Raw genomic sequence first — 16,948 nt, forward strand, 5'->3', positions numbered from 1 at the left:
CGCCACCGACCTATGATGAAGCTCATGAGCTTCAAGGATTGGTGGGACGCGGCGCGCCCGCACACCTGGTTCAACGCGGTCGCTCCGGTCGTCGTCGGAACGGGCGCCGCGGCGTACGAATTCATCCCGTCACTGCCGGCCGCCCTGCTCGCCCTGATCGTGTCGATGGGGCTGATCGTCGGGGTCAACTACGCCAACGACTACTCCGACGGCATCCGCGGCACTGACGACGACCGCACCGGCCCCACCCGCCTGACCGCCTCGGGCCGCGCACGGCCGGAGCAGGTGAAGCTCGCCGCGTTCATCGCCTTCGGCGTTGCCGGTGTCGCCGGGCTGATTCTGGCGGCGTGGACGGCGCCGTGGCTAATCCTCGTCGGTGCGCTGTGCATCCTCGCGGCGTGGTTCTACACCGGCGGTGAAAACCCCTACGGCTACCGCGGGCTTGGCGAGGTCGCCGTCTTCGTCTTCTTCGGCCTCGTCGCCGTCCTGGGCACCCAGTACACCCAGATCGGTTCCATCTCCTGGGTCGGCCTCGGCTGCGCCGTCGCCGTCGGCGCCATCTCCGCGGCGATCAACCTGGCCAACAACATCCGCGACATCCCCTCAGACACGGCGGCCGGCAAGGTCACGCTCGCCGTCAAGCTTGGCGACGCCCACGCCCGCACCCTCTTCACCATCCTCACCCTCACCCCCTTCGCCATCACCCTGCTGCTCGGCGCGGCCTGGCCGCCGACGCTGCTGGCGTTGGCGGCGTTGCCGTGGGCGATCGGGGCGGTGCTCGTCGTCAAGCGTGGCGCGCAGGGCCCCCAGCTCATCCCCGTGCTCGGCGCGAACGGCCGCGCAATGCTCATCTGGGCGCTCATCACCGCCGGCGCGCTCATCGCCGCCTCCCCGATGTGGCACCTGGGCGAGACCATTCCCTACGGCGACTTCGGCTACAGCCGCCACCTGCCCGCGCCAGGGATGTAGTTGTGCTCGACGTTCTCACCGGCTTCGCCATCATCTTCGTCGTCATCGGGGCGGGCTACGTGCTGGCCCAACGCGGCGTCATCGGCGACGGCGACCAGCGGCTCATGTTCAACCGGGTCGCCTACTGGGTGGCGTCGCCGTCACTGCTGTTCACCACGGTTGCCACCTCCGACACATCCACCTTCCTCTCCCCTGTCGTGGTGGTCGTGTTCATCGCCACCGTGGTCACCATGGCGATCTTCTGGGTCATCTCCCGAGCATTCTTCCGGGCGGACGTGGCCACGCGCATGTCCGGCGCGGCGAGCGCGAGCTACTTCAACTCGGTCAACATTGGCCTGCCGATCGCCATCTACGTCATTGGCGACGCCGCCTACGTCCCGCCGGTGCTGCTCATGCAGATGGTGATCATCTCCCCCATCGTCATCGCCGGCCTCGCCGCCGACCCGACTGCCGGGGGCTCCCGCGCACGAGCCGTCGGTAGCGCCGTCACAGCCGGCATCACTGCCCCGGTGGTGGTCGCGCCGCTGCTCGGCCTGATCGTGTCTGCCAGCGGCTGGACGGTCCCCGACCCGGTGATGGCGCCGCTGGAGATCCTCGGCGGGGCATCCATCCCAATGATCCTGATGAGTTTCGGCGCCTCGCTGAAGGGCAGCTCCGTCCTCGAGCCCGGCCCGGACAAGCCGGCCACCATCACGGCATCCGCGCTCAAACTGGCGGTCATGCCGGCCATCGCGTGGGGTGTCGGCGCACTCATGGGGCTTCACAGCGACGCCCTCTACGCCGCCATCATCCTGTCTTCCCTCCCCACAGCCCAGAACGTCTACAACTACACCGCGAACTACCGTGCCGGGGAGACAGTGGCACGCGACACGGTGCTCATCACGACCTTCGCGTCGCTGCCCGCCATGGCCGTGATCGCGCTGATCTTCGGCGCCGTTTCCTAGCGGTCGGCGAGCTCCTCATTCACCCACTGCTTGCGGGCCCGACGCTGCGCGTTCCAGGCCGCCATCGCCTCTGTGGCCTCGACACGTTGGCGCGGGAAAACCAGCATCGACAACGGGAACGCGACGATAAGCGCCAGGAGGGCGGACATGACGAGGGGGACGGGGGCGTCGATAAGCAACGCCAGCGCCTGGATGACCACCGTGAGAACCACGAAAAGCGCAAGCCGCAACCCGCCGTAGATCAGGGCGGCACGGTTTGCGCGCTTGCGTGCGTTGGGGTCGAGAGCTGGCTGCTGTGTCACAACCAGCTATGTTAGAGGTATGGGACGCCTCCTGTTAATCGTGTTGGTCATCCTGGCCCTGTGGCTGCTGTGGCGCGCGTTCGGCCCCGGCAGCAACGACCGCTACGGCCCGCTGCGCCAAAAACAGCAGCCGCCGGCGATCAAAGGGCCGGACGATGACGAGGAGTTCCTGTGGAACATCGAGAAGAACCGCTTCAAAGAGCGGCGCGCACGCGAGGAGGCGGAGCGCAAAGCCCGCGAAGAAGAGGAACGCCGCAAAAAACGCCAATCGCGTGACGACGACCCCAGCGACCCTACGTAGCCGCCTGCTCCGTCCAATCAAGCGACAGACCCAACGCCTGCGCCACCGCAACAACCTTCTCCCAACGCACACCCGCACCGCCGTGCTCAATGGTGTGCAGCGTCGACCGCGACACCCCCGCCGCCGTAGCGACCTCCTGCTGCAGACGCCCTGCATCACGACGGCGCTGCGCCAACGCCGCACCTAACTCGAGCAGGACCGGAATGTCGCTGGCAGGCTTGCCTTGCTTGTTGCGGGGTGCGGGCACCGGGGGGCTCCTTCGCGGGGTCAGTAGAGTGCTAACAAAATTGTTAACACAATCTACCCTAGTTCAACCCGGCGTAGGAGTGGAGCCCCGAAACCACCATGTTGATGAAGAACAGGTTGAACACACTTGTCGCGAACGCGGCCACATTGATCCAGGCGGCCTTGACGCTCTTCCAGCCGGCGGTTGCGCGGGCGTGGAGGTACGCGGCGTAGAGAATCCAGGTGATCAATGCGACGGTTTCCTTCGGGTCCCAACCCCAGAAGCGGCCCCATGCGACCTCACCCCAGATCGCGCCGAGCATGATGCCGATGCCGAAGACCGGCAGCGTGATGATCGCCGTGCGGTAGGCGTAGGAGTCCAGCTTCTTCGCGCTCGGCAGCGGCTTCGCGATCGCGCCGAAGAAACCCGTCTCTTCCCCGCGCGGGTGGCGGATGCGCAGCAGGTAGAGCATGGAGAAGATGCCGGAGATCAGGCCAATGGACGCGCCGATGGACACCACGGAAACGTGGAACGGGTACCAGAAACTGCGCAGGGCTGGAACGAGCGGCGCAGCCTCAGCGTAGAGCACCGTGGCGTCGAGGAACAGCAGGATGATGATCGGGGTGAGCACCCACGGCCACATCGTGTGCCAGCCCTTGCGCTGGATGATCACAGCAGCGACCACCATGGACACCGCGGTGAAAGTGAGCACGTATTCATACATGTTGCCCAGCGGGAAACGGCTCACCGAGAGCCCACGCGTCACCACAGCCACAAGGTGGAAGATGATGCCGACGCAGGTCAGGTACTGCGCCATGCCCGCCATCGAACGCGCACGGTCGCGGGCGGTGTCGAAGGCGGACTGGTCAAATGGGGCGTCGTCAAGCTCGGAGGAGCGCGGCGTGACCGTGGTAGAGCCGCCGTCGCCGACCGCGACCAATTCGTTCGCGGTTGCCTCTGCCTGCGCGAGTTTGTCGCGGCGCATGTCAATCACGGTCTGCGCACGCATGTAGTGAATGCACGCGAGAACCAGGGAAACGATGTACACCGCGAAGGCGGTGCGCAGGGTCAAGTCCGAAATACCGGCGAGTGTGGTGTTGACGGGCAGCATAGATCAACCCTACTCCACACGGGGTTTTCCTCAAAGGTCATCGGGGGTGGTCAGTGCCACTCTTCACCGTCGTCGAGCGCGTCGTCCGCTTGCTTATCCGCGCCCCTTTGCGCCGTCACCTCATCCACCACGTCATAGAACTCATTACCCCAGCCGGCGCGGTCGGTGCGCGCCAGGCCGGCCATGTCAACGTGGGTGGTGCCGTCCACGTTCGGAGTGAGACGCACCCAGATGCGGCGGCGCTTGATGGTCAACGAACCGATCAGGCTGGCCAGCAGCAACGACGTGGTGACCAGTGCCCACACCTGCGTGGGGTCGCGGGAGATTTGGTAGTTGGCGTACTCGGCGGCGCCGTCGAGACGCACGGTGAGCTCTTGGCCGTTCGCCGTGATCTTCTGCTCCTCGCCGGCGGCGAGCTGGATGCGCTCGACGCGCTGCAACTGACCGTTGGCAATGAGGTCCTGGTCGAGGGAGAAGAGGTTCTGCGGCCGGCCGGTGTCCAGGCCAGCATCACCGACGTAGACGTCGAGGGAGACCGCCGGGTCATTCATCGCCGGGAAAGCGGACTGGAGCATGTCGCCGTTCGGGCCCGTCCACTCGGCAGTCGGGGCGAAGACGCCCTCGATGGCGAGCTGGTTGGCGCGGCGGTCCGACAAGTCCGGGTACATCCCGGCCGGCGGGTCGAACCGCATCACGCCGTTGGACAGGAAGAACGTCAAGTCCGACGGGCGGTACTGAATCATCTGGGTGCGGGTCTCACCGTTCGGCCACGTCACCGTGATCTGCGGGGCGAAGCCGTGGCCTTGCAGGTAGACGCGGTCGCCGCCGATGCGCAACGGGTGGTTCACGCGCAGGGTGTAGTCCTCCCAGCCGCCGCCCGCGGTGCCCGCTTCACCGGGCGAGCTCGGCGGCTGCGAGCCGAGATCCGCGCCGTCCACCGTTGCGTCCACGAACGAGACGTCCGACGCGAACGACTCCGCCTGGCCGTTGGGCAAGTAGTCAGCGGTGAAGTTGTGGGAGATGAAGCAGAAAGGGGTTAGGCCGGTGCCGTCGAAAAGCGGGCCGGCGCGGAAGGTGTCAAAGTTCGCAGGCGAAGTGTTGCAGAACTCCCGCGACTGCTCGACAGGCACCGCGAACTCCGACTCTGAATTGGTCACCACGATGACCTGGCCCTCATAAAAAAGCATGCGCCCCAGCGCGAACACCGCGATCACAGCGACGATGGCGACGTGAAAAATCAAGTTCGCCAGCTCACGGGCGTAACCCCGTTCCGCCGACAACGACTGCGCCCCGGCACGGTCCTCCTCCGGCGTGTACACCGCCACGCGCCACCGGCCGAGCGCCTCGCGCGCGCGGGCCTCCACCTCCTCGAGCGGTGCATCGACATCCGCTTCACTGTGCAACGGCATCCGGTGCAGAAACTTCGGCGCACGCGTCGGCTTCGCCTTATACGCCCGGTAATGATCAACCGACCGCGGAATGATGCAGCCGATCAACGAAATGATCAGCAGGGTCAACAGGGCGGCGAAGATTGGGGAGGAGAAAACGTCGAAAAGCGAAAGGCGGTCGTAGATGCGTCCCATCGTCGGGTTAGCGGCAATGTACTCGTCCACCTGCGACTGGCTGACCTCGCGCTGCGGCAGAAGCGCGCCCGGCACCGCGACGAGCGCAAGCAAGAACAGCAGCACGAGCGCGGTGCGCATACTCGTGAGCCAGTGCCAAATACGTTTCAGAAAAGTCATAGCAAAGTGGTGCCGAAGCCGTCGACGAACTGGCGGGTCCAGCTGATGAAAACGTTCCACGCGCCGGTGAGCAGCAGGATGCCCACCAGCACCATCGCGGCCCCGCCAATGATCTGGATGGTACGCGAGTGGCGGCGCAAGAAACCGACCGCCTCCACCGCCTGCGCGGAACCGAGCGCCACGAGCAGAAACGGGACCCCCAAGCCGACGCAGTACGCGACGACGAGAAGGATCCCGCGCACCGCCGTGAACCCCTCCGTGCCGACGGACACCGAGATCACGGCGGCTAGCGTCGGCCCCGAGCACGGCGTCCAGCCGAGCGCGAACACCCCGCCGAGCAGCGGCGCCCCCAGCCACGTCGCCCATTTCTTCGGCTGCATGCGGGTGTCGCGCTGGAGGGCGGGCACGGCACCCATGAAGACCAGGCCCATCACGATCGTGACCGCACCGCCGACACGCATGAGAGTGTCCGCGTTGAGCGCAATCAGGCTGATCGCTCCGAAGACCGTCACTGTGGCCAGCAGAAACACGACCGTGAAACCGAGGATGAACAACCCCGCCGCAACAACCACCGCCCACTTGCGGCGCTTGCCCACCGCCACTTCACCGTCGCGGAAGTCCAGCTCGCCGCCGACAATGCCCGTCAGGTACGACAAGTAGCCCGGCACGAGCGGGATCACGCACGGCGACGCGAACGACACCAGACCAGCCACCGCCGCCGCGAGCATACCCAGCAGCAGCGGGCCGGACGCGGCGAAGTAAGCGAAGGTCCCCCCCATCTAGTCGGCCCCTTCCGTGGCGAGCCGGTCGGTGACCTCCAGAATGTCGTCGGCCGTGACTTCGCGGAGGAACACGGCGGCAGGGCGGTGCTGCTTGTCCAGGATCACGGTGGTGGGGATCACTGACGTCGGGATGCCGCCGAGCGCCGCGGCGGTGCGGAACGGCGGGTCATAAATGGACGGGTACGTCACGCCGTTATCCGTGACGAAGTCGCGGGCGATCTCCGGCTGGTGGTCGCGCACGTTGATGCCCAGGACGGTGCCCTGACCAGATTCGGTCAGGGCGTCTTGGACTTCCTGTAGGTCGTCGACTTCCGCGCGGCACGGCGCGCACCATTGGCCCCAGGCGTTCAGCACGACGATCTGCCCTTTGAAGTCGTCCAGAGAGATCTGCTCGCCCGGCTCCATAAGGGATTCGCCGGAGAAGGTGGGCAAGGGGGCGCGGTCGGCTTCGTCGTAAAGTATTTCGACCTGGCCGCCTGGCGAGTGGAACGCGAACGTATCGCCGGAACCCGTGTCTGCGCATGCGGTGAGCGCGACGGCGGCAGCGATGACGACTGCGGTGAAACGGCGCACCTAGATCCCCCTCGCGGGTTCGTCGTAGGACCAGGAGACAAGCCGGTCGCCGTCGAACATGAGTGATGTCACGCTGGCCAGCTCGCACTGGCGCTTCGTGGGGTTGTGCGGCAGGCGTTTGCCCTGGATGGAGCGTTGCATCATAACGATCGGCAGCTGGTGCGACACGAGCACCGCCTCATGGCCCTGCGCATGCCGGCGCGCCTTATCGACGGCCCGTTCCATCCGCTGCAGAATCTCGTCGTACGGTTCACCCCAGCTCGGCTCAAACGGGTTGGTCATGTGGCGCCACCGGACAGGGTGCACCAGCTGGGAGCGCAGCCCTTTGGTGCGCAAGCCCTCGAAGACGTTGTCGGATTCGATCAGGTCGTCGTCGGTGTGGATCCCCATGCCGAGGACATCAGCGATTGGCGCGGCGGTCTCCTGCGCCCGCTCGAGCGGCGAGGCGGCGAGGTACGTGACGTCGTGGCCTTTGAAGCTGACGGCGGTCCGCGCAGCCATCGACTGCCCGCGCGAGCTCAAGTGGAAACCAGGCAGGCGGCCGTAGAGGAGCTTTTTCGGGTTGTGCGCCTCACCGTGGCGCACGAGATGCACGACGGTTTCGTTGGACCCTGCCATGGCTGCCTCCTACTGTGTCCTACTCAGTCGCGCTTGCTGCCGCGCGGGCAGCGGCAGGCAATGCAGTCTCGATCTTCTCAAAGTCTGCATCGGTCAGGGCGGTCGACACAAACCAGGTTTCGAAGGCGCTGGGCGGGGCGTAGACGCCGGCGGCCAGAAGCGCGTGGAAGAACGGGGCGTAGCGGAAGGTGTCGGCGGCCTTCATGTCGGCGAAGTTGTGGCCTTCGCCCTCGGCGAAGCGGATGGAGAGCATCGACTCGGCGCGCTGGATGTGGTGCGCGACACCTGCGCTGGCCAGGGCGTCGCTAAGCAGCGCGGCCAGGCGGTCGGCGTTGGCGTTCAGCTGCGGGTAGATCGCCTCTTCCGCGATGCTTAACGACGCCTCCCCCGCCGCCATCGCCACCGGATTCCCCGACAACGTACCCGCTTGGTACACCGGCCCGCCCGGCGCGAGGTAGTCCATGATGTCGGCGCGGCCGCCGAACGCCGCCGCCGGCAACCCGCCGGAGACGACCTTGCCGAACGTGGTCAGGTCGCCGGCCACACCGTCGACGCCGTACCAGCCGCTGTAGGAGGTGCGGAAGCCCGTCATCACCTCGTCGATGATGAGTAGTGCGCCGTCGGCATGCGCGATGTCTTTGAGTGCTTGGTTGAACCCGACTCCAGTGGAGGACGTCGCAGGGGCGACGGTGCCCATGTTGCCCGCGGCGGCCTCGGTAATGATCGCGGCGATCTCACCGGGGTGCGCGGCGAACGCCTCGCGGACGGCCTCGATGTCGTTGTACGGGACGACGATGGTGTCTCCGGCCTGTGCGCCCGTCACGCCGGGGGTGTCGGGCAGACCGTAGGTAGCCACGCCGGATCCGGCCGCAGCCAAGAGCGCATCGACGTGGCCGTGGTAGCAGCCCTCGAACTTGAGGATCTTCGACCGGCCGGTGAACCCGCGCGCGAGACGCACCGCACTCATTGTCGCCTCCGTGCCGGAGTTGACCATGCGGACCTTCTCCACGCTCGTGCGCTTCACGATCAGCTCCGCTAGGCGCACCTCAGCCTCGGTGGGCGCACCGAACGACAGCCCGTCCTTCAAGGCTTTCTCCACCGCTTCGACGATCCGCGGGTGGGAGTGCCCATGGATCATGGGACCCCACGAGCAGATGAGGTCGGTGTAGGGGTTTCCGTCGGCGTCGATAAGCTGCGAGCCGCTCGCGCGCTCGATGAAGCGCGGTTGACCTCCCACGGACCCGAATGCGCGCACGGGCGAGTTCACCCCGCCGGGTGTGACAGCTTTCGCGCGTTGGAAAAGCGCGGCGGAACGGGATTCAGAACGATCGGTTGATGCAGTCATGTCCCCCAGTCTAGGGACTGCTGCATTGGCTAGGTTCCGAAGAGCAACCTCAACGCCCCGTACGGGTGCCGGTTGTTCGGCATCGGGTAGCCGCGCGGCGACACCCACGTCGGCGCACCCCGGATGTTCTCGATCCGGCCGCGGCGGGCCTGGTCATCATCGTCGTTCGTGCGGTTGTGGTAGCGGCACAGGGGCGCGAGGTTGGCCAGGTTGGTCTGGCCGCCGTGCTTCCACGGGGTGATGTGGTGCATCTCGCACATGTCGGCGGCGTGGCGGCAACCGGGGACCGCGCAGATCGGCTGAACCATGCTGACCAGCGTGCGCTGCTTCGCGTTGGCGAACCGCTGGCCGCGCAGCAGGTTCACCGCGCCCTCCTGCGGGTGGAAAACGGCGACTTCCAGCTGGTCGCCGAAGTGCTCAGCCACCAACTCGGAAGCGGTCATGGTGGTGCCGTCGGTCAGGCCGAGGACAGTGTCATCGCCTTCGCCGCCGAGAATCTTAACGGCTTCGTCCACGGGCACCATGACGATGGGGCGGGGTACGGAACGGGGGACGCGGGGGCCGTCGTCACGCAAAAGGTCCAAGAACTTCTCCAGCTTCTGCGGCGACTCCGGCCGCTCCGGGTCAAGCCCGGCCGAGACGGCCTTCTCCAGGTCAGCAAGCTCTCGCTCGGGCCCTGTGATGCTCACCGAGCGGACGCCATCGACCGAGGCGCTGAAGCGGATCCCCGGTTTCGGCGGCTTCTTCTCTTTCGGGGGCACGATCGCGGTGGCCTTGCGTTTGACGGAGTCGTAGTTGCCCCGCAGGGTGAGCAGTTCGTGGCGCAGACGCCAACGCTCACCTTCGTCGCCGATATGCCGAATGCGGTCCTCGATGAGCAGGAGCTGGGCAAGCGGCACCCCGCGCGCCTTATCGACGGCCACCGCCTGCTTCCTCGACCAGCGCGTCTTGCCGAAATACACCTCGCGGGCTTTAGCCCACGCCCGCACCTGATGCGTCGGGAAGCCAGCGTCGAGGGCGACGTCGCGGTCAAACCCCGCCAAAAAGTCGATGCCCTGCGACATCGCGCCAACCGCTTCCCCGAATGCGTTCATGGCTTGAACCGTATGGCCGCATGCACGCGCAGTAAAGGGCAAGGCGAAAACCCTGTGGATAACCGCGTTGACACGTCACCAACCGCGCTGATTTATCCACAATTCCCAGGAAACGATTCGCCCTGAGAGCACATAACTATTGGGCGGTCACCCATGATTGGGTGTGGCATTTTTCGGTACGAGGGCAGGAGAACGATAATTGGACTATGGATGCTGACGCGATCCCAGAAATAGTCCTCGAGCAGGGCAACGTGCGGGCAGTCATCACTGCGTCAGGTGCCGCCGTACGCGATCTGCGTGTCGACGGCCGCCCACTCCTGCGCTCCTTCGAACCCGCCAAGCGTCCCCCTGGGGCTGCGAACATCGTCCTGGCCCCATGGCCGAACCGCGTGAACAACGCGACGTTCCGTTTCGACGGAGAAGATCACCGCCTCGACATCACCGAACCAGAGTTGGGCCACGCCCTGCACGGGTTCACGTGGGGGCGGATCTTCGACATCGACGCCGACACTAACGACGGGGCGGACCGCACTGACCGCACTGACCGCACTGAGGCGACGCTGCGCACTGTGCTCGGCCCCGAACCCGGCTGGCCGTGGGAAATCGCGTTGACCGTGCGTTACCGGCTCGTCACTGGTGGCCGCGACGCGGCAAGCGGCGCCGACACCGCAGCCGGCGCGGGCATCGAGGCGACAATGACCGCCGAGAACATCGGCGCAGAAGCGGCACCGTGCGCGCTCGGCGTGCACACCTACCTCGACCCCCAGGGCGCACCGCTCGACGAGTGCACGCTGCACCACGGCCTGACGCAGCGCCAGCCCCTCGACGAGCGCAACATCCCGGCCGGCCCGCGTGAACCGTGGCCAGACAACCCGATCGACATGGCTGGCGCGTGGCTGGACGACCCCGGATTCGACCCGGAGTACCGGACCCACACGGCAGTTATGGTGGATCGGGCTGGCAAGGGGGTGGGGCTGGATGCGTCGATAAGCATGCGATGGTGCCAGCTTTTCACCTCGCCGCAACGATTCCTCGCGGTTGAACCGATGACCGCACCTCCAAACGCCCTCGCGACCGGCGAGGACCTCATCGTGCTCGAACCCGGCGACCGCACCAGCGTGCGCTGGAAGGTTCGAGCCATCTAAACCGAAAGCCTCTTCATGGATACAGCTCTCAGACTCGACGCCACCTGGGTCGACTTCATGCTCGTGGCGGTGTTCTTCGCCTTCGTGCTGGGCATTGGGTGGGCCGCGAAGCGCGGTGTGTCGTCGTCGATCGACTTCTTCCTCTCCGGGCGCGGCCTGCCCGCGTGGATCACCGGCCTGGCGTTCATCTCCGCGAACCTCGGCGCGGTGGAGATCATTGGCATGTCCGCCAACGGCGTGGAATACGGCGTGCAAACCATGCACTACTTCTGGATCGGCGCCGTGCCGGCCATGATCTTCCTCGGCATCGTGATGATGCCGTTCTACTACGGCTCGAAAGTGCGCTCCGTGCCGGAGTTCATGCTCAAGCGCTTCGGCCCGGCGGCGCACCTAGTCAACGCGATCTCCTTCGCGGTGGCGCAGCTGCTCATCGCGGGAGTGAACCTGTTCCTGCTGGCCACCGTCGTGGAGGCGCTGCTGGGTTGGCCGCTGTGGGCGACACTGGTGGCTGCCGCGCTCATTGTTCTGGCGTACATCACGCTCGGCGGCCTGTCGGCGGCGATCTACAACGAGGTGCTGCAGTTCTTCGTCATCATCGCCGCGCTGCTGCCGCTGACGATCATCGGCCTGCGCCACGTCGGCGGCTGGAGCGGCCTGAAAGAGGCAATCGGCGACCCGAGCCACTTCTCCGCATGGCCCGGCCAGGACTTGTCGGGCTTTGACAACCCGGTCTGGTCGGTCATCGGCATCGTGTTCGGCTTGGGCTTCGTGCTGTCGTTCGGTTACTGGACCACGAACTTCGTCGAGGTGCAGCGCGCGATGGCGTCAGACTCCCTCGCATCCGCGCGGAAAACGCCGATCATTGGCGCGTTCCCGAAGATGTTCGTCCCGTTCATCGTGATCGTGCCCGGCATGATCGCCAGCGTCTTAGTCTCCCCGATCATGGAGGGCACAGCGGATCCGAACGAGGCGGTGCTCTACCTCATGCGCGACTTGCTGCCGAACGGTTTGCTCGGCGTGGGCATTGCGGGTCTGCTCGCCGCGTTCATGGCGGGTATGGCCGCGAACATTTCCTCGTTCAACACGGTGTTCTCCTACGACCTGTGGCAGACGTACCTGATCAAGGACCGCGAGGATGACTACTACCTGCGCGTCGGCCGCCTGGCCACCATCGGGGCGACCGTCATCGCCGTGTTCACCGCGCTGCTGGCCGCGAACTTCGGCAACATCATGGACTACCTGCAGACGCTGTTCGGCTTCTTCAACGCGCCGCTGTTTGCCACGTTCATCCTGGGTATGTTCTGGAAGCGCATGACCCCGCACGCCGGCTGGTCCGGCCTGGTCGCCGGTACCGCCGCAGCCATCGGCTTCTGGGCGCTGTCGCTCGGTAGCGACCCGGTCGTCTCGCTGCCCGGCCAGGGCACCGCGTTTGTCGCCGCGGCACTCGCGTTCACTGTCGACATCGTGGTCAGCGTGGTCGTCTCGCTGTTCACCGCGCCGAAACCGGATCACGAGCTTGTCGGCTTCGTCCGCTCCGTCACGCCGAAGGAGCAGCTTGTCGACGCCTCCGAAGCCGCCCTCCCCTGGTACCAGCGCACCGTTCCGCTGGGCGTGATCGCGCTTGTCCTTGTCATCGGCCTCAACCTGTTGTTCCTGTAGGAGGGAAAATGTCCACCACAGCACCTCACACTGCACCTAAGAAAACGTCTGCCACGACCTTCGACATCCGCAACGTCATCGGAGCGCTGCTTGGCTTCTACGGGATCGTCCTGGTGATCTGCTCCTTCGCGCTCGACCCGGGCATGAACGTCGACACCGGTGTGCCCAAGGAATCAAGCGATAACCTGTGGGTAGGCATCGCCTTGGCCGTGGCCGCTGCGGTCTTCTTCATCTGGGCGCGGCTGAACCCGATCGAATTCGACCCCGACACGCTAGAGGCAACTGACTCATGAGCGACATCCGCATCACACGCACGACGCTTTCCGACGGCCGCGAGCTCATCTACTACGACCCCCCCAGCGGCGGAACCGCCGAGGTTCCGCCGAGAACAGCGGAAGACGAGCGCGGCCTGCCTGAGGTGCACACCGATTCGTGGATGCGGAAAGACCCCTTGACCGGTGAGTGGGCCCTCTACGCCGCCCACCGCCAGAACCGCACGTTCCTCCCTCCCGCGAACGAAGACCCGCTCGCGCCGACCCGCCCGGGCCAGAAACCCAGTGAAATTCCGGAGTCGGATTATGAGGTGGTGGTGTTTGAGAACAGGTTTCCGTCGTTAAGCATGGGCATGGAAGGCCGCGACGGTACCCCCGCGGTCGGCCGTTGCGAGGTCGTGTGCTTCACGCCCAGCGCCGACGGTTCCTTCAAAGATCTGCCGCTGGAACGCAAGCGCACGCTTATCGACGTCTGGGCCCACCGCACCGAAGAACTCTCCGCTTTTGAACCCGTGAAGGCCGTGTTCCCCTTTGAGAACCGCGGCGAGGAAATCGGCGTCACGTTGCACCATCCGCACGGGCAGATTTACTCCTACCCGTTCGTGCCGCCGCGCATGGCGGCGATTGCTCGCTCCGCTCGCGAGCGTCGCGAGGCAGGTGGGAACCTGTTCGACGAGGTGCTGGCCGCTGAGCTGGACGCCGGCGAACGCATCATCGCCGAGACCGAGCACTTCGTCGTGTTCACCCCGATGGCCGCGAAGTGGCCGATGGAGGTCATGGTGATGCCCCGGCGCGACGTGCCGTCCTTCGTCGAGCTCACCGACGACGAGCGCGATGACCTCGCCGAGGTGTTGCACCGGTTGTTCGCTGCCGTCGATAAGTTCTTTGCGGGCGTTGATCGCACGCCGTACATTGCGGCGTGGAACCAGGCGCCCGTGGATACGCCGGAGGACGGCCGGCTGCACCTGCAGTTGTTCTCCCTGATGCGCTCGCCCGGCCGGATGAAGTTCCTGGCCGGCAGCGAATCCGGCATGGGCGTGTGGATCAACGACACCACCCCTGAAACCATTGCCGCGACACTGCGGGAGGTCTACTGATGATTGTCCCCACGACCCGCACGCCCGAGGAACTCGACCGGGACGCCCGTGCGTTCTTCGCCGCGCACCTCGGCGGCGAAACGGACGGCGTGTGGCTCGCCCCTGGCCGCGTGAACCTCATCGGCGACCACGTCGACTACGCCTATGGTGTGTGCCTGCCGTTCGCGACGACGATGGCCACTGCCGTCGGCGCCCGCCGGCGCGAGGACGCTGTGGTACGCATGGTCTCCCAGTCTCCCACCGGCGAAATTCTCGACGCCTCCGTCGACCTCAACTCCCTTGATGCCACGAACTCGGCGCCCGGGTGCTTGCCCGACTGGCGCGGCTACATCGCCGGCACCGTTGACGCCCTGCGCGCGCACGGGGCGGCACAGACCGGCGGGCTCGACCTCGTCGTTGTGTCCGACGTGCCTTTAGGCTCCGGGCTGTCCAGTTCGGCTGCACTGGAGTGCGCTGTGGCTGTGGCGGCCCGCGACCTGCACGGCCTCGACGCCACCGACGAGGACATCATCACGGCCACCATGCGCGCCGAGAACCACTACGTCGGCGCGAACACCGGCGGGCTGGACCAGAATGCTGTCGTGCGCGGCCGTGCCGGCCACGCCCTCGCTCTGGACTTCCTCGCCGGCACGCACGAGCAGGTGCCCTGCAACTGGGACGATTACCTGTTGCTCGTCGCCGACAGCCACGTCGAACACTCGCATGCTACAGGCGGTTACGGTTCGCGCCGGGGGCTGATCGACGCTGTGGCCGACGCGTTGGGGTGCACGTTCAGGGAAGGGGACGTCGTCACGCGTGCTGTGGCGTGGGCCGAGACGTCGGATTATGACCCGGAGACCGTGCACCGCCGCGTGCGCCACGTCGCCACGGAGACAGCCCGCACCATCGCAGCCGTCGACGCGCTCAAGGCTGGCGACATCGAACAGTTCGGCGCGCTGATGAACGACAGCCACGCCTCCCTGCGCGACGACTACGAAATCGTGCCCGTTGAGCTCGAAACCGCCGTGCAAGCGGCGCTGGAAGCAGGTGCTGTCGGCGCGCGGATTACCGGCGGCGGATTCGGCGGCTCCATCATTGCGCTGTGCCGCGCCGACGAGGCCGACGCCGTTGCCGCAGCCATCGAGGACGCAACCGGTTCCGCCGGCTACCCCGTGCCGACGATCTACCCCACAAGCGCACAGGATGGAGCCCGCCGGGTATAAGCCGGGTGTAGCTAGAATCGCCGACGTGAATGACTTCGGCCCTCTCTACTTCATCCTCGAATACACCGGTGTGCTGCTCGCCGCGATCATTGGCGGACAAGTGGCCAAACGCATGAACTTCGACGTGGTCGGATTCGGCTTCATCGCGTTAATTTCGTCGCTCGCCGGCGGCATGCTGCGCGACTGCCTGCTCAACAACGGCCCCGTCGCCGCGCTGCAGACTCCCTGGTATCTCATCATCGCGGTACTCGGCGGCGCCATCGCATTCTTCCTCCACGTCGAAGGACGGCTGTGGGACCGCGTGCGCTTCTACATGGACGTGGTCACTGTCGGAGTGTGGTCGGTAGTGGGCGCGTCTAAAGCACTCGTCAACGATCTGCCGTGGATCTCCGTACTGCTGCTCGCCGTCATCACAGCGACCGGCGGGTCGTTGGTGCGCGACGTCGTGCTGCGCAATATTCCCAGCCTGTTCACGTCCCAGAAGATGTTGGTCTTTCCAGCTCTGCTCGCCGCCGGCCTGACACTCGCATTTTCCCACTTTCAGGTCACTCCGTGGAAGGGCATGCTCATCGCGTCGATCGCCGCATCAGTGCTGTCCATGGCCGTGTACTGGGTGAGCACGCGTCGCGCCCCGCGCACCCGCTACACCGAGAGATCTTTGGAGAAGCGCCTCGCCGCCGAGCTGAACATGTCGAAGGATGATCCGGTGGTGGACATTGCTGGCGCTATCGAAAAGGCGCCGGACGAGGACGTGATAAACATCGTCCGGATCTACCTGCGCGACCAAGTGTTGGAGCGCGCCGGCTCCTCCCCCGCTGCGGCAGAGCCACGCGGTTAGGCTGTGCCCGCGTTCTTCTGCTGCCCGCGGAACACACCGAAGAAGATGACCACGAGCAGACCGATGGCCACCCAGTTGGCCACCTTCGCGTACTGCTCGAGGACGAAGACGACCGGCTCGCCGATCGCCCAGCCGAGCCCGAAGTAGAGGAACGACCACGCGGTTTTCGCGATGAAGTCGAGCAGCATGAACTTCTTAACGTCCATGCCGGTCGCGCCGCACATGACGAAGACGACGAACGCGATGGGCAGCGGAATCGGCACGTACGCCAGGAAAATGCCAACCCATCCGACGCGGTGGAACCAGCCTTCGACCCGTTCGATGTTGCGCCCCATGCGTTTGGAGTTCTGCGCCTGCACATCAAGGATGCCGCGGCCCCAAAGTTTGCCGGCCCACCAATAGACCCAGTCGAATTTGATGGCCACGAGCGAGCCGATGAGCAGGTACCAGATCCAGCCCGGCGCTTCACCGACGGCGGCCAGCGCACCTGTCGATGCCGCACCGATCCGCGAGCCCGTCAGCGCCAGCATCACCGGCGGGTCGAGACCCAGCAGCCACGCGCGCAGCGGGATCATCGCCATGCCGAATAGGCCGACAAAACCGAACCACGCCAGGCACCAGTAGTCAGCTTTGGTGGGTTTGGAGTTCCAGGGCAGCCCTGGTTCTTCCCACCATTCGGGTTCTTCGGAAGCGGGGCGGTCGTCCACCCGGTCCTGCTCGTCGTGCAT

At 65.8% G+C, this 16,948-nt stretch carries 19 protein-coding genes; 9 read left to right on the plus strand and 10 right to left on the minus strand.

The features are described from left to right. Positions 1-24: 24 nt before the first annotated feature. Both KBX07_RS03810 and KBX07_RS03815 read left to right on the plus strand, forming a co-directional pair. Positions 25-969 (plus strand): 1,4-dihydroxy-2-naphthoate polyprenyltransferase, encoded by a 945-nt coding sequence (locus KBX07_RS03810; protein WP_370687265.1) that lies wholly within the window; start codon positions 25-27, stop codon positions 967-969. 2 nt (positions 970-971) lie between these two features. After that, positions 972-1,913, plus strand: a complete 942-nt coding sequence (locus KBX07_RS03815) for an AEC family transporter (protein WP_256023072.1) — start codon at positions 972-974, stop codon at positions 1,911-1,913. On the opposite strand, the gene KBX07_RS03820 is transcribed toward KBX07_RS03815, so the two are convergent. Then, on the minus strand, positions 1,910-2,215 hold the full coding sequence (locus KBX07_RS03820) for a DUF4229 domain-containing protein (protein ID WP_255994387.1): 306 nt from the start codon (positions 2,213-2,215) through the stop codon (positions 1,910-1,912). The two genes, KBX07_RS03815 and KBX07_RS03820, sit on opposite strands and share 4 nt — an antisense overlap. Positions 2,216-2,234: 19 nt before the next feature. Between KBX07_RS03820 and KBX07_RS03825 the strand changes: the two genes are divergently transcribed. Further along, positions 2,235-2,516 (plus strand): hypothetical protein, encoded by a 282-nt coding sequence (locus KBX07_RS03825; protein WP_255994386.1) that lies wholly within the window; start codon positions 2,235-2,237, stop codon positions 2,514-2,516. Here KBX07_RS03825 and KBX07_RS03830 read toward each other — a convergent pair. Genes KBX07_RS03830 through KBX07_RS03865 form a run of 8 tightly spaced genes read right to left on the minus strand, consistent with a single transcriptional unit; the run spans position 2,509 to position 10,007 of the window. After that, positions 2,509-2,763 (minus strand): helix-turn-helix domain-containing protein, encoded by a 255-nt coding sequence (locus KBX07_RS03830; RefSeq protein WP_005286901.1) that lies wholly within the window; start codon positions 2,761-2,763, stop codon positions 2,509-2,511. The genes KBX07_RS03825 and KBX07_RS03830 overlap by 8 nt on opposite strands. Before the next feature lie 58 nt (positions 2,764-2,821). Next, positions 2,822-3,853: a c-type cytochrome biogenesis protein CcsB gene (gene ccsB / locus KBX07_RS03835; protein WP_256023073.1), complete on the minus strand. Its 1,032-nt coding sequence runs from the start codon at positions 3,851-3,853 to the stop codon at positions 2,822-2,824. 50 nt (positions 3,854-3,903) lie between these two features. Then, positions 3,904-5,595, minus strand: a complete 1,692-nt coding sequence (locus KBX07_RS03840; RefSeq protein ID WP_256023075.1) for a cytochrome c biogenesis protein ResB — start codon at positions 5,593-5,595, stop codon at positions 3,904-3,906. Next, on the minus strand, positions 5,592-6,374 hold the full coding sequence (locus KBX07_RS03845) for a cytochrome c biogenesis CcdA family protein (RefSeq protein ID WP_256023076.1): 783 nt from the start codon (positions 6,372-6,374) through the stop codon (positions 5,592-5,594). The genes KBX07_RS03840 and KBX07_RS03845 overlap by 4 nt, the downstream gene beginning before the upstream one ends. Next, positions 6,375-6,950, minus strand: coding sequence for a TlpA disulfide reductase family protein (locus KBX07_RS03850; protein WP_256023078.1), 576 nt, complete (start codon positions 6,948-6,950; stop codon positions 6,375-6,377). It lies immediately after the preceding gene. Next, entirely contained in the window at positions 6,951-7,568 is a 618-nt protein-coding gene (locus KBX07_RS03855; protein WP_256023079.1) for a histidine phosphatase family protein, read from the minus strand. A gap of 19 nt (positions 7,569-7,587) precedes the next feature. Further along, entirely contained in the window at positions 7,588-8,913 is a 1,326-nt protein-coding gene (hemL, locus tag KBX07_RS03860) for a glutamate-1-semialdehyde 2,1-aminomutase (protein ID WP_256023080.1), read from the minus strand. 29 nt (positions 8,914-8,942) lie between these two features. Further along, positions 8,943-10,007, minus strand: a complete 1,065-nt coding sequence (locus KBX07_RS03865; RefSeq protein ID WP_256023081.1) for an HNH endonuclease signature motif containing protein — start codon at positions 10,005-10,007, stop codon at positions 8,943-8,945. 206 nt (positions 10,008-10,213) lie between these two features. On the opposite strand from KBX07_RS03865, the gene KBX07_RS03870 reads away from it, so the two are divergent. The 6 genes from KBX07_RS03870 to KBX07_RS03895 are packed head-to-tail and all read left to right on the plus strand — an operon-like array spanning position 10,214 to position 16,220. Next, on the plus strand, positions 10,214-11,152 hold the full coding sequence (locus KBX07_RS03870) for a hypothetical protein (RefSeq protein WP_256023082.1): 939 nt from the start codon (positions 10,214-10,216) through the stop codon (positions 11,150-11,152). A 15-nt stretch (positions 11,153-11,167) separates the two neighbouring features. Then, positions 11,168-12,811, plus strand: coding sequence for a sodium:solute symporter family protein (locus KBX07_RS03875; protein WP_256023083.1), 1,644 nt, complete (start codon positions 11,168-11,170; stop codon positions 12,809-12,811). An 8-nt stretch (positions 12,812-12,819) separates the two neighbouring features. Continuing rightward, complete coding sequence (locus KBX07_RS03880) at positions 12,820-13,104, plus strand: hypothetical protein (RefSeq protein ID WP_256023084.1); 285 nt, start codon at positions 12,820-12,822, stop codon at positions 13,102-13,104. Further along, the gene (gene galT, locus KBX07_RS03885) at positions 13,101-14,180 is read left to right on the plus strand and encodes a galactose-1-phosphate uridylyltransferase (protein WP_256023085.1); all 1,080 of its coding nucleotides are present in this window, start codon (positions 13,101-13,103) and stop codon (positions 14,178-14,180) included. The genes KBX07_RS03880 and galT overlap by 4 nt, the downstream gene beginning before the upstream one ends. Further along, entirely contained in the window at positions 14,180-15,382 is a 1,203-nt protein-coding gene (gene galK, locus KBX07_RS03890; protein ID WP_256023086.1) for a galactokinase, read from the plus strand. The genes galT and galK overlap by 1 nt, the downstream gene beginning before the upstream one ends. A gap of 25 nt (positions 15,383-15,407) precedes the next feature. Beyond that, entirely contained in the window at positions 15,408-16,220 is an 813-nt protein-coding gene (locus KBX07_RS03895; RefSeq protein WP_256023087.1) for a TRIC cation channel family protein, read from the plus strand. Here the strand turns inward: KBX07_RS03895 and KBX07_RS03900 are convergent. Next, the gene (locus KBX07_RS03900; RefSeq protein ID WP_255994373.1) at positions 16,217-16,948 is read right to left on the minus strand and encodes a DedA family protein; all 732 of its coding nucleotides are present in this window, start codon (positions 16,946-16,948) and stop codon (positions 16,217-16,219) included. The genes KBX07_RS03895 and KBX07_RS03900 overlap by 4 nt on opposite strands.

This window comes from Corynebacterium sp. CCUG 70398, assembly GCF_024454055.1.
Lineage (GTDB): Bacteria > Actinomycetota > Actinomycetes > Mycobacteriales > Mycobacteriaceae > Corynebacterium > Corynebacterium genitalium.

Excerpts from the sequence above, each read along its gene's own strand:
- KBX07_RS03825 (WP_255994386.1), top strand. The coding sequence starts at position 2,235 with ATGGGACGCCTCCTGTTAATCGTGTTGGTCATCCTGGCCCTGTGGCTG.
- KBX07_RS03900 (WP_255994373.1), bottom strand. The coding sequence starts at position 16,948 with ATGCACGACGAGCAGGACCGGGTGGACGACCGCCCCGCTTCCGAAGAA.
- KBX07_RS03840 (WP_256023075.1), bottom strand. The coding sequence starts at position 5,595 with ATGACTTTTCTGAAACGTATTTGGCACTGGCTCACGAGTATGCGCACC.
- KBX07_RS03865 (WP_256023081.1), bottom strand. The coding sequence starts at position 10,007 with ATGAACGCATTCGGGGAAGCGGTTGGCGCGATGTCGCAGGGCATCGAC.
- ccsB (WP_256023073.1), bottom strand. The coding sequence starts at position 3,853 with ATGCTGCCCGTCAACACCACACTCGCCGGTATTTCGGACTTGACCCTG.
- galT (WP_256023085.1), top strand. The coding sequence starts at position 13,101 with ATGAGCGACATCCGCATCACACGCACGACGCTTTCCGACGGCCGCGAG.
- KBX07_RS03855 (WP_256023079.1), bottom strand. The coding sequence starts at position 7,568 with ATGGCAGGGTCCAACGAAACCGTCGTGCATCTCGTGCGCCACGGTGAG.
- KBX07_RS03845 (WP_256023076.1), bottom strand. The coding sequence starts at position 6,374 with ATGGGGGGGACCTTCGCTTACTTCGCCGCGTCCGGCCCGCTGCTGCTG.
- KBX07_RS03810 (WP_370687265.1), top strand. The coding sequence starts at position 25 with ATGAGCTTCAAGGATTGGTGGGACGCGGCGCGCCCGCACACCTGGTTC.
- KBX07_RS03875 (WP_256023083.1), top strand. The coding sequence starts at position 11,168 with ATGGATACAGCTCTCAGACTCGACGCCACCTGGGTCGACTTCATGCTC.
- hemL (WP_256023080.1), bottom strand. The coding sequence starts at position 8,913 with ATGACTGCATCAACCGATCGTTCTGAATCCCGTTCCGCCGCGCTTTTC.
- KBX07_RS03880 (WP_256023084.1), top strand. The coding sequence starts at position 12,820 with ATGTCCACCACAGCACCTCACACTGCACCTAAGAAAACGTCTGCCACG.
- KBX07_RS03870 (WP_256023082.1), top strand. The coding sequence starts at position 10,214 with ATGGATGCTGACGCGATCCCAGAAATAGTCCTCGAGCAGGGCAACGTG.
- galK (WP_256023086.1), top strand. The coding sequence starts at position 14,180 with ATGATTGTCCCCACGACCCGCACGCCCGAGGAACTCGACCGGGACGCC.